The sequence below is a fragment of the Chitinophaga sp. CC14 genome (genome assembly GCF_048957795.1).
GTDB lineage: Bacteria > Bacteroidota > Bacteroidia > Chitinophagales > Chitinophagaceae > Chitinophaga > Chitinophaga ginsengisegetis.
This window is the reverse complement of the sequence record NZ_JARBFY010000005.1, coordinates 541,237-553,749: the sequence shown is the minus strand read 5'-3', so window position 1 is coordinate 553,749 and position 12,513 is coordinate 541,237. Positions and strand designations below refer to the sequence as shown.

Here is a 12,513-nt window from a genome sequence, read left to right as displayed (position 1 = left end):
GAACTATGTTTATAATAGATGCACACCTGGATCTCAGCATGAACGCGCTGGAATGGAACAGGGACCTCCGGCAACCGGTAACCGCCATCCGTGCGAGAGAAGCCGGTATGAATGATAAACCCGACCGCGCCAAAGGCGTAGTGGCATTTCCTGAACTACGGAAAGGTAATATCGGGCTGGTAGTCGCCACCCTGATAGGCCGTTACGTAGCCCCCGATAACCCGTTGCCCGGCTGGCATTCACCGGAACAGGCATGGGCCCAGACCCAGGGACAGCTGGCCTGGTACAAAGCAATGGAAGATGCCGGTGAAATGGTGATGATCAAAGACAAACAAAGCCTGGAACAACACCTCCTGTTGTGGAACGATGGTACTCCCAACGACAAAAAGCCTGTTGGCTACATCCTCAGCCTCGAAGGGGCCGACTCCATCGTAAATTTAAAATACCTCGAACGCGCCTACAATAAAGGATTGCGCGCCATAGGCCCCGCGCACTACGGCCCCGGGCGTTATGCCAACGGTACCGATGCCACCGGCCACCTCAATGAACAAGGCAAACAGCTGATCCGGGAAATGGAACAACTCAATATGATCCTCGACGCCACGCATCTCTGCGATGATGCCTTCTGGGATGCCATGGACCTGTTTAACGGAGCCGTATGGGCCAGTCATAATAACTGCCGCGCCCTGGTGGATCATAACCGCCAGTTCAGCGACGATATGATCAAAACACTCATCCAGAAAGGCGCCGTTATAGGTGGCGCCCTCGACGCCTGGATGATGGTGCCCGGCTGGGTTCGTGGCAAATCCACACCCGAAAGCATGGGCTGCAACCTGGAAAAAATGATCGATCATATGGATCATATCTGCCAGATTGCCGGTAACTCGCTGCACGTGGGCATTGGCACCGACCTCGACGGAGCCTTTGGCAAAGAGCAATGCCCTTACGACCTGGAAACGATCGCGGACATGCAGCAACTGCCCGCCCTTCTTACTAAAAGAGGCTACAGCGCGGACGATATCGACAATGTAATGCACGGCAACTGGCTGCGGTTCCTGCGGAACGCATGGCGCGATTAAAAGGCGCGGATGTTGTCTTTCTCAGGATTAACCTGATTATACTGATTAAGCGGATTGATCTTTTATGATTGTATAAATGATTAGGGGAGATATCAGCGAAAATAGATCCGCATATATCTCCCCTAATCATTAAAATCAACATACTATCCAATCCACAAAATCAGTATAATCAGGCTAATCCTGCTCCAGGACAAAACCCGCACAATCGCCGAAGGCGATCACCTTCGCTTTAGTCCGCGATTTTTATTAATTTGCACGAATGAATTTTCTCGAAGTATCAAACATCAGCAAGGAACTGCACGGCGCGTATATTTTAAAGAATGTCAGCTTTACACAACAAGCATTTCAGAAAATAGTGATCGCAGGTGAAACCGGCTCCGGTAAAAGCACCCTGATGAAAATTGTTGGTGGTATGGCCCAGGCAGATGCCGGCACCGTGATGTTTGAAGGCAAACGTGTGAAGGGAGCGCTGGAAGTATTGATTCCAGGGCATCCTGGCACCGCCTATCTTTCCCAGCATTTTGAACTGAGAAATAATTACCGGGTAGAAGAAATTCTGTCCTATGCCAATAAGCTTACCGATGAAGAAGCGGCAGAGATCTACGATATCTGCCGCATTTCACATCTGCTCAAAAGAAAAACGGATCAGTTGTCGGGTGGTGAAAAGCAACGCATCGCTATGGCAAGACTCCTCATCTCTTCTCCCAGGTTGTTTTTGCTGGATGAGCCCTACTCCAACCTGGACATGATCCATAAAAGCATCCTGAAAAAAGTGATCAGTGATATGGGTGATAAGCTGGGTATCACCGTGATGCTGATTTCTCACGATCCGATGGATATCCTGCCCTGGGCAGATGAAATACTGGTGATGAAAGACGGGGAAATAGTACAGCAGGGATCTCCTCAACAGATCTATAATCAGCCGGTGAATGAATATGTAGCCGGGTTATTTGGAAAATACAATCTCCTTGCACCGGGAAGAGCTGCTGTGCTGGAAGGATTGCCAGGCATTACGCTGAATGGCAAAAGCATCTTCATCCGCCCGGAAGATTTCAAAATTGTTCGTGCAAAAAAAGATGCCGTATCCGGCAAGGTGCGTGATATCGCTTATTACGGCAGCTTCCTGGAAGCCGAAGTGGCGCTCGGAGGTGAAGTAGTCACTATCAAAACCACGGATACCAGTTTGAAAAAAGGCGCAACAGTGAATGTAAGCGTAGCGCCCGAAACCGTTTGGTATTTCTAAGGCTTTATTCCCATAATTTTCTTGTCCGAAAACCCGTTATAGGGCTTGTTTTGCAGCATCACCCAGGTTCTGTCCCAGGATACTGCATAATGTATTATTACCACCACGCCCAGCGCAATACTTTCACGCAGATACCCCATTGAGCGTAACGCCCACACGGCCAATCCAAACAGGAAAAGTTCCAGTAGCAGTCGCACTACCCCGGGAATAGCCACCGGCGCAGCTTTGGGGTCGTTGGGAATGCGGAATACGCCCCACAATACCGCAGCGGTGAGTGGAAAGGCCACCACCAGCACATACGACAGCCATCCATCACCCAGGTGCCAGCCCCAATAACCCAATATCACCAGCATTAAAATTTCCAGCAGAAAACGAACGGTTAAGTTGACAGGATGGGTATTCATGTAATAGTTTGTTCTAAATTAAATATTTTTCGTTTATCTTAAAGCCTGCTGAAAAATTTGATAGTTATGAGAAGATATTTGTTCCTGGCAGGTTTTGTATTGCTCCACGTAACCGGATGCCTGTTTGCCCAACAATCGCCGCTGCGTTTTGCAAAGGATGTTAACACCATCAAAGAGTTTGATAAGATGTATGCACCTCCGGAGCATCCTATCCTGTTTGTGGGCAGCTCTTCCATCAGGAAATGGGACGACCTGGAACGGAACTTCAGCAGTTATGTGGTGCTGAACAGGGGAGTAGGCGGCGCTATTACTACCGATATCACCTATTTTGCCAACGATATTATCTTCCCCTATCACCCACGCCAGATAGTGATTTACGTAGGAGAGAATGATTTAGTGGAGGATAAATCTACCGCAGATACCCTGCTGCAAAGATTTAAAGTGCTGTACACCACCATAAGAAGTAAATTGCCGGAAGTACCGCTGGTTTATATATCTATGAAACCCAGTCCTTCCAGGGCGAAATTCTTTGAGAAAGCGAAGCAGTCGAATGCACTTATCAAGGACTATATCTCTAAAGAGAAAAATATAGTTTATGTGGATATTTTCCCGCTGATGCTTGACAAAACGGGTAAGTCGCGCGAAGAACTGTTTCTCGATGATATGCTGCATATGAATAAGAAGGGATATGCTATCTGGGAAAAAGCTATCCAGCCCCACCTGTTAAAGAAGTAAACAGGCCAAAGATCTGGTATATAGAAAAAAAAGTATCTTGCCGCCTTATTAATACCTTTTTACAAAACATGATACTGGATACACTGCAGAACGCCCATCTTTACTACCGCCTGGGAGTTAAATTTATCAAGGCTTTTGAGTACCTGGCACAAACAGACCTGGCCGGGCTGGAAAAAGGAAAGTACGAAATAGACGGAAGTAATATCTTCGCTATTGTCAATGAATATGATACCGTAGATACTTCCACTGAGCAGATGGAGGCGCATAAGAAGTACATCGATATCCAGTATATGGTGTCTGGTTCTGAATTGATAGGCCACGATTTCCTGCGGGAACAGGTGCCTTCCAAAGCATATGATGAAACAGCCGACTACCAGCTGTTTGCAGAACATCCGATGTTTTTCTCCCGGTTGGAAAAAGGCATGTTTGCCATTTTCTTCCCTACCGACCTGCACATGCCCAACATCAAGGTAAGCACGCCTATGCCGGTAAAAAAGGTAGTTATTAAAATAGCTGTAAACTTATAATATATTACTTCCCGCATTTACTGCCAACACCAGGGTAAATGCGGGAAGTTCGCATCTGCGACGCCGTTTCCACTTTTATGAATCAGCCAGTGAACAATGAACAGTGACCAAAGCTCATTCCCTGAACAATTTGCCGCGGGCGCACCGGCAGAAGAAGCTGCTGCAAATATCCTGCTGTGGAACCGTGTGCGCAACAACGGGCAGGAAGCGCTGGTAGAGCTGTATGAACAACTGTATTTCTATCTCGTAAACTACGGTATCCGCATCTGCGGAGATACAGAAATTACGAAAGATGCGATCAATGATATGTTCCTCGAAATATGGGACCAGCGCGGGAAACTACCCGCTGTAACCAATGTAAAGTCGTACCTTCTCACCTGGCTGCGACGCCGCATTTTTGCAGACATCCGGCAAACAAAAAAATCAAACGAAGCCGCAGGCGCCTGGTCAGATACTACGGCTCCGCACGAGCTTTCCTATGAAGAATGCATCGTTGCCGTTCAAACATCTGAAGAAATAAAACAAAAGATCAAAAGAGCAATGGCTACGCTCACACCCCGCCAGAAAGAACTTATTCAACTCCGCTATTTCGATGGCCTCAGCATGGAAGAAGTGAGCAAACGGGTGGGGATCACCACCAAAACCGCTTACAACACCCTCGGAAGTGCGCTGAAAAGCCTCTCTGCAGAGCTGCTGGTAGCACTGCTGCTCCGCGCGCTCGGCTGATTTCCTCCCGGGGCAAAAAACTTTTTTAAAAATAGTGGTCATTTTCTTGGGAATAATCCGTGTTTTCTTACACTAGCTATTACTAACAGTAACAATGGACCATCAATTTAACGTTGCAGATGACTTCCTGTTGGACGATTCATTTCTCCGCTATTGCATCGGGATCAATGAAAACGATGTGCAGTACTGGGAAAAATGGATTGCCGAAAATCCGGACAAGCGCCCCGCGTTTGACCGGGCCCGCCGGATATTTGATATTGTGAACGGGCAACAGGGCAGGCTGGATGTGGAAGTGAACAGGTTCAGATCACTGTTGCAGGATCACATTGCACATAACCTCCCGGAAGAAAAAGTACGTTACTTCTCCCGCTGGCGCGCAGTTGCAGCCGCCGTATTATTGCTGGCAGCAGGTACTGCCGCCTGGTATTATTATGGCAACGGCAAATCCGGCCGGCCACTTACCATCGCTCCCATAGCGCAACACGATGTACTGCCCGGTGCGCCCAAAGCCCGCCTGGTAATGGGCGACGGCACAGAAGTAATACTGGACTCCCTCAACGGCAACGGCCTGCAGGAAAAAGACGGTACCCGCATCGGCAAAGACAAAGGCAAACTGGTGTATGATGTAACCGCCACTTCGGGCAACCAGGTGACGTTCAATACCCTGGCAACTCCCCGCGGAGGAGAATACCAGCTCGTGCTGCCGGATGGTACCAAAGTATGGCTGAATGCCGCATCCTCCCTGCGTTTCCCCACCCGGTTTATGGGTAATAACAGAACAGTTTTTCTTACGGGAGAAGCCTATTTTGAAGTAGCACAAAATGCCGCGCAACCTTTCCAGGTACAACTGAACAACGGACTTAAAGTAGCCGTATTGGGCACCACGTTTAATGTAATGGCCTACGACGATGAAAATACAGTGAACACCACCCTGGTATCGGGGAAAGTCAGCGTAGCACAGCCAAACGGCAACAGCGTAATCCTTGCACCATCGCAACAGGCGGTGCTGGCGAAAAGCAGCCGGCAAATACTGGTTAGCGAAGCTGACATCGACAAAACAATTGCCTGGAAAATGGGCATGTTCGAATTTGATGACGATGATTTAGCCACCGTTATGAGACAGCTGGCACGCTGGTACGATGTGAATGTGAAATTTTCCGGACCGGTACCGGACAAGCATTATACCGGTTCTATACGCAAACAATCCACGTTATCCCAGGCGCTGCGTATTTTAAAAACAGCCGGGATACAATTTAATATTGAAGGAAAACAAATCATCGTTGAAGTAAAATAACAGCACCAATATAAGGATGTAACAACCAGGATCTTCGTGTGAACATGCTTCAGGCAAATAAAAACCGGGAACGCGGCAACGTCCCCGGTGAAAATTGTCTGGTGGGCATATACACGCTTATTTGACGTAAACAGCTTAACGCTCACCAAAAACTTAACAAATCTATGCTATTTAGACATGCTGGCAAACACCCCGGAACGCGGGTGTTCGCGCAAATGCTGAAAGTTATGAAACTAGCTGCTTTTTTGCTGCTGGTACTGGCTATGCAGGTAAGTGCTACCGGTTACTCGCAAAAACTAACCCTTAACATGCGTAATGTAACGCTGTCGAAGGTGTTCAAGGAAATCCGGAAACAAACCGGGTATACCTTCTTTTATAATACAGAAATGCTGGAGCAGACCGACAAGGTATCTGTAGCAGTGGTGCAGGCCGACCTGGAAGATGTATTGGGCAAGTGTTTGCTCAATAAAAAACTCAATTACAGTATCGTCGATAATACCATCATCCTCTCGGTGAAAGGAAAGGATCAAACGGAGGAAACCGCGCAACCCGTGGTGAATATTTCCGTGTTTGGTAAAATCACCGATGCAGTTACCGGCGAAGCCCTTACCGGCGCTTCGGTTAAACTGAAAGGCACTACCAAAGGTACCAGCTCGGATGCCAAAGGTAACTACACCCTGCAACTGCCGGAAAATGGCGGCGTACTGGTAGTTACTTTCATCGGTTATGAACCGGTGGAAAGAACCGTATCACAGGCCGGCGCACTGGACATTGCCCTGAAACCCAAAGCTGTGCAAACAGAAGAACTGGTGGTAGTAGGCTATGGTACCCAGAAAAGAAAAGATGTTACAGGCGCAGTGTCTTCCGTAAGAGTAAGCAGCATCAGTGCCAACGTATCAAAAAATATCAGCTCGGCTATCCAGGGCCGCGTACCCGGTGTTTCCGTGGAATCTTCCAGCGGCGCACCCGGAGCCGGTATGATCATCACCATCCGTGGTATGAGTACACTCGGTAACAATGCCCCCCTTTTTATTGTTGATGGTGTTTTTGTAAACAGCATCGACGGGGTGAGTCCCAATGATGTAGAGTCTATTGAAGTGTTGAAAGATGCAGCCACCGCAAGTATCTACGGCTCCCGCGCTGCCAACGGTGTGGTCATCGTTACCACCAAAGGCGGCCGCAAAGAAACTACCCCAAAACTGGAAGTGGATACCTGGTTCGGCGTACAGTCGGTGCCAAAAAGAATGAGCTTACTCAGCGGCGAACAATGGACCAACCTTATGAGCGCTAACATGAGCGGCATCCCTAAATATGCAGGCGTTAACTCCGACTGGCAGGATGCAATTTTCAGACAAGCTACCTTAACCCGCACCAACGTTAACTTCAGCGGCGGATCCCAGAACTTTACCTATAACTTATCCGGTGGCTACCTGAAAGAAAACGGTACCATCGTCAACACCAATTATTCCGCTGCCAATTTCAGGATCAAAACAGAATACAGCAAAGGCCGTTTGCGTGTAGGCGAAACCGTGATCATCAAAAGAGGTAACACCCGCAACAACCCCGGCGGTGGCGACGCGGTACACAGCATTGTAGGCAGCGCCCTCATGATGCCGGCTACCGTGCCTGTTTATGATCCAACACAAAATCTCGGTGGCTACGGCAGAAGACCCACATTCATGAAGAACCTGTCGAACCCCGTTGCCCGCCTGGAAAGCGTGGAGAACACCGCTAAAGATCTCTCCCTGCTGGCAAATGCTTTCGTGGAAGTAAAACTGATAGAAGGACTGAAATATAAATTCAATGTAGGCTTAACGGAAGGGCAGGGCAGCGCCCGCGTTTATTCCGGTGCATTCGATGACGGCAACTCCGCCAACCCGCTGCCGGACCTGCAGCAAGGTACCACTACCAGCAATTCCTGGCTGGTGGAAAATACCCTGAACTACAACAAGAAGCTGGGCAAACATAACATCGACGGATTGATTGGTTATACCGCACAGAAAAACATAAGCACCGGTTTCAGCGCCTCCCGCGATGATTTGCCGATAGGTACCACCACACTGGGCGCCGGCCTCGCCACCTCCCAGAAGAATGATGGTTCTGCCAGCACGAGCAGCATCGTTTCCCGCTTTGCACGCATCATGTATTCCTATGATTCCAGGTACCTGTTCTCTGCATCGGTAAGAAGAGACGGTTCTTCGCGCTTTGCCACCGACTACCAGTACGGTTCTTTCCCGTCTTTTTCTGCGGGCTGGAATTTACATAATGAACATTTCTTCTCCGGTTTAACCAACGCCGTAAATACCCTGAAACTGCGTGGCAGCTGGGGCGTACTGGGTAACCAGGAAATCGGTAATTATCTTACGCAAAACAGTATTACCAGCGGCTTAAACTATGTGCAGGGCGGCGTATTATGGCCCGGTGCTACCGCCAGCGGTTATGCTTCTCCCATCGACTTGTCGTGGGAAGAAACCAAGATCACCAACTTCGGCGTGGATGCAGGTTTCCTCGATAACAAGTTGTTCTTCATCTTCGATGTATTTAATAAGAAAACAGATGGCGTATTGTTAAGCGTACCATTCCCGCTGTCGGTAGGTAAAACAGGATCGCCCACCCTCAACGCAGGTGTGATCGAAAACAAAGGCTACGAAGTATCGCTGGAGTACATGGATAAAAAAGGAGATCTCAATTATCGCCTCGGGTTCAATATAGCGCATACCTCCAATAAAATGACGGCCATCAATATCGGTTCGGGCCGGCAGGAATTTGGCGGCATCTCCCGCGCAAAAGTGGGTTACCCGATCGGTGCATTTTTCCTGATTGAAACCGCCGGCATCTTCAATTCCAAAGAAGAAGTGGCCGCGCATAATAAGAATGGCGTGCCTATCCAGCCCAATGCGCAACCCGGCGATATCCGCTACGTGGACTTCAACAACGATGGCATCATCGATAACCAGGATGAACAAAATTTAGGTAGTCCTTTCCCGACCCTGAACATGGGATTGTCTGCCAACCTTTCCTGGAGAGGCTTTGATATGAGCCTGTTCCTCGAAGCCGTAACCGGTAATAAGATCTACAACGCCCGTAGAAAATGGATGGACAAAATGAATGAAGTCACCAATTTCTCTACAGATGTGCTGAACGCCTGGACGCCGGAAAATCATTCCAACTTCCCGCGCTTCACCTTATCTGATCCCAATAACAATAACCGCGATAACAGCGACAGATGGCTGGAAGACGGTTCCTACCTGCGTTTCAAACGACTGGAAATCGGTTATAGTGTGCCTAAATCACTGATGACCAAATGGGGCATTGATAAAGTACGGGTATTTGCTTCCGGGGAAAACCTGTTCACCATCACAAAATACAAAGGCTACAACCCGGATATCGGTGGCGCTGCCCTGTCGAGAGGTATGGACAACTCATGGGATGTATACCCGCTGTCACGTACCCTTTTGCTTGGTTTGAACCTCACCTTTTAATCGCTTAACCGCATTGCAACATGAAAAGATCATTTAAATATATAAGCGCACTCACACTGGTGCTGGCAACAGCAGCCGGTTGTAACGAAAGAGATTTTCTCAAACAAACGGATCCCAACAAAATTACCGATGCCACTTTCTGGAAAGATGAGTCCAGCGTGAGCCAGGCATTGGGTGCTACGTATAGCCCTTTACGTTCCTCGTTGTATGGCTACTGGGGCTCTTACCAGGGCATCCAGGATATCAACGCACTGGGCGACGATGTATTTACACTGCCTGGCGAAGAAGCCGGCACCTGGGGCGTTGCCACGTTTTCCAATGATGAAAACAACGGTGACCTCAGCAGCATCTTTGGCAGCACCTACCAGTGTATCCACCGCGCTAACCTGTTGCTGTCGAAGATCGGCAGTGTGAACATGGATGAGAGCAAGAAAACGCTTTACATTGCGGAAGCTAAATTCCTGCGCGGACTTTCTTACTATCTCCTTGCTTCCAACTGGGGCGCAGTACCGGTAAGAACCATGCCGCTGGAAACAACAGATGGTTATGCCACTCCCTGCAGCCCTAAAGAAGAAGTGTGGAAACAGGTAGTGAGTGATCTCACAGCAGCCAGTGCCGGCCTGCCAGTGAAACGCGATTCAAAGGAACAGGGCAGGGTGACCAGTGGCGCCGCCATCGCTTACCTGGGCAAAGCCTATATGTTCATGGAAGATTATGCGAAAGCAGAAGCTACCTTCGACCTGCTTTTTAAAAGTCCGTATGCGTATGACCTGGTAGATAATTATGAAGATAATTTTACCGACAAGAATGAATTCAACGTGGAATCTGTGTTCGAATGGACGTTTGCTCCGTTAGGTGATCAGTACGGCGCCTGGAATACAGAAACCCCTAATTCACCGATGTACAACTACCTGCCGCAATTTATCGGTCCCCCTGCAGGTGGTGGCTGGTTTAAGTATGTACCTTCCAATTACCTGGTGAATGAATTTGTAAAAGAAAAACGCCCCGCCGGTGCTGATACCAAATTCGATAAAAGAATGTACGCCTCCCTGATGTGGAAACGCTCTGTATTAGGTGAAACCGATACCACCTGGTACGATGGCAAAACGTTTGATCAGCTCTGGAATTCCGCCTTATCCAAAACGGTACGCCTGTATCCCGATGTAGCGCTGGATACTACCACCAATGGCCGCTTCCTGATAAAGAAAGGAACCAGCGCATGGCGCAATGTAGCCAATGCAGATAACTACTGGGGACCTACGCCATCTACCGCTAATTACCGCGTAATACGTTTTGCAGAAATATTGCTGCTGCGCGCAGAAGCCGCCGCTCAAAACAGTAACACCGGCAAAGCAATCGGAGACATCAACCGGGTAAGACACAGAGCAGGTTTGAAAGATAAAACCGCCGCGGAACTTCCGGGCAAAGATCAGCTCCTCGCAGAAATTGATCACCAGAAACTGCTGGAACTGTTCTTTGAACAAAACCGCGTATACGACCTGAGAAGATGGAATAAAAATGCAGCTACTTTGTCGGCCGCTTTAAAGACGCGTCAGAAGCAGGGCGCCAACGTATTCCAGGCGAAACACTACGTGTTCCCGATCCCGGCCGGTGAACTGAAATCCAATCCAAAGGCAACACAGAACGACCTCTGGAAATAACGCGGATTTTGTCTTTTTCAGGATTAAACTGATTATGCTGATTACACTGATTTTATTTTTTTACAGAGATACCTTACTATCCAATCAAGATAAACTTTCAGAAACACGAATATCATCTTTCAAAAAAGAACTAAAATCAGTGTAATCAGCATAATCAGTTTAATCCTGCGGAAAGACAAAGACCGAAGGTCTTCCCCTTCGCTAACCACATTAACATGAAGCCACTTTACTTCCTGCTCGTATTATATGCCTGCTTCACCGCCTGCCATCAGCCGGCACAGCCCTTGCCTTTCTGGGCACAGGATGCTTTTAACCTGGACAGTATGCCGCAGGCCCAATTGCCGGCCGGCTTTAAAGAGGGATACGTTTTGCTCAGTCAGCGCGATGAACCTGGCGCCTTGTATTTACTGAACAGCCAGGGCAAAGTGGTGTGGTATCACCAGGTAAAGGGCACCGGTTTCAAAACGGCGCACTTTACGGAAAATAAAACGCTGCTGTGTATTCTGGGTAGTAAAGAATACGCTACCAGCTACGGCAACCAGGTAATGGAGTTGTCGATGACCGGTGATACGCTGCTGCACCTGCAAAAGGGACAGGCGGATTTTACCGCCAATGTACACCATGAAGTATTGCTGGCACCGGACAATCATATCGTGATGCTGGCCACTGTGGAGCGGACCTTCGACCTCACTGCTGCCGGCGGCACGGCGCACGATACTGTGAGAAGCGACGGCATCCTGGTGCTTGACCGCAAAGGCCATAAGGTATGGGAGTGGAGTGTGTTTGATGCGCTGGCCCCCATTACGGATAAAGAGATCCTGCATACCCGCATGGACTGGATGCACGCCAACAGCCTGAGCTACGATAAAGACGGCAATTATCTCATCTCCTTTTATAACAACGGCCAGATCTGGAAGCTGGACGCGCATACCGGTAAAGTGATCTGGAAGTTTGGAAAGAACGGCGATTTCCGCTTCCCCGATTCCGCTGCTTTCGACATGGGGCACGCAGTACACATCAATGCGGAAAATGACCTCATGTTATTTGATAACGGCGTATCCCGCCAACAATCCCAAACGCTGGCCTTTCATCTGGATGAAGGAAACAGAACGGCTGCGGTAAGCATCCGTTCTCCTTTACCGGCCTATTTGTTCAACGACCGGATGGGCAGCGCCTACCTGGTAGATCATAACAGCATCCTGCAATGCAGCTCCAAACGGAATACGGTATTGCTCACCAACAGGCAGGGCCATCCATTGTGGCGCCTCCGCTGTAGTTTCATTCCTTACCGGGCAGAGTTTATCCCAAAAGAAAAGTTATCATTATGAAAAGCGCTAAATACCACTCATCGATTTAGCTGTT

The 12,513-nt window shown here is 48.7% G+C and carries 10 protein-coding genes; 9 read left to right on the top strand and 1 reads right to left on the bottom strand.

All coding sequences use genetic code 11. The features are described from left to right. Positions 1-5 precede the first annotated feature (5 nt). A complete protein-coding gene (locus PV783_RS21820; RefSeq protein ID WP_420989550.1) occupies positions 6-1,079 on the top strand; it encodes a dipeptidase in 1,074 nt (357 codons plus the stop codon). A 259-nt stretch (positions 1,080-1,338) separates the two neighbouring features. Further along, positions 1,339-2,322 (top strand): ABC transporter ATP-binding protein, encoded by a 984-nt coding sequence (locus PV783_RS21815; protein WP_079472704.1) that lies wholly within the window; start codon positions 1,339-1,341, stop codon positions 2,320-2,322. Here the strand turns inward: PV783_RS21815 and PV783_RS21810 are convergent. Continuing rightward, a complete protein-coding gene (locus PV783_RS21810; RefSeq protein WP_420989549.1) occupies positions 2,319-2,726 on the bottom strand; it encodes a YrdB family protein in 408 nt (135 codons plus the stop codon). The genes PV783_RS21815 and PV783_RS21810 overlap by 4 nt on opposite strands. Before the next feature lie 66 nt (positions 2,727-2,792). On the opposite strand from PV783_RS21810, the gene PV783_RS21805 reads away from it, so the two are divergent. The 7 genes from PV783_RS21805 to PV783_RS21775 all read left to right on the top strand — a co-directional run bounded on the left by PV783_RS21805 (position 2,793) and on the right by PV783_RS21775 (position 12,479). After that, positions 2,793-3,461 carry a GDSL-type esterase/lipase family protein gene (locus PV783_RS21805; protein WP_420989548.1) on the top strand — a complete coding sequence of 223 codons (669 nt, stop codon included), beginning with the start codon at positions 2,793-2,795 and terminating at the stop codon, positions 3,459-3,461. 68 nt (positions 3,462-3,529) lie between these two features. Next, positions 3,530-3,988, top strand: a complete 459-nt coding sequence (locus PV783_RS21800; RefSeq protein WP_079472707.1) for a YhcH/YjgK/YiaL family protein — start codon at positions 3,530-3,532, stop codon at positions 3,986-3,988. Between the two features lie 96 nt (positions 3,989-4,084). Then, complete coding sequence (locus PV783_RS21795) at positions 4,085-4,714, top strand: RNA polymerase sigma factor (RefSeq protein WP_420989547.1); 630 nt, start codon at positions 4,085-4,087, stop codon at positions 4,712-4,714. A 94-nt stretch (positions 4,715-4,808) separates the two neighbouring features. Continuing rightward, entirely contained in the window at positions 4,809-6,008 is a 1,200-nt protein-coding gene (locus PV783_RS21790) for a FecR family protein (protein ID WP_420989546.1), read from the top strand. A 227-nt stretch (positions 6,009-6,235) separates the two neighbouring features. Continuing rightward, a complete protein-coding gene (locus PV783_RS21785; RefSeq protein WP_420989545.1) occupies positions 6,236-9,490 on the top strand; it encodes a TonB-dependent receptor in 3,255 nt (1,084 codons plus the stop codon). Between the two features lie 20 nt (positions 9,491-9,510). Next, a complete protein-coding gene (locus PV783_RS21780; protein ID WP_079472711.1) occupies positions 9,511-11,151 on the top strand; it encodes a RagB/SusD family nutrient uptake outer membrane protein in 1,641 nt (546 codons plus the stop codon). A 215-nt stretch (positions 11,152-11,366) separates the two neighbouring features. Further along, positions 11,367-12,479: an aryl-sulfate sulfotransferase gene (locus PV783_RS21775; protein ID WP_420989544.1), complete on the top strand. Its 1,113-nt coding sequence runs from the start codon at positions 11,367-11,369 to the stop codon at positions 12,477-12,479. The last annotated feature ends 34 nt before the right edge of the window (positions 12,480-12,513 follow it).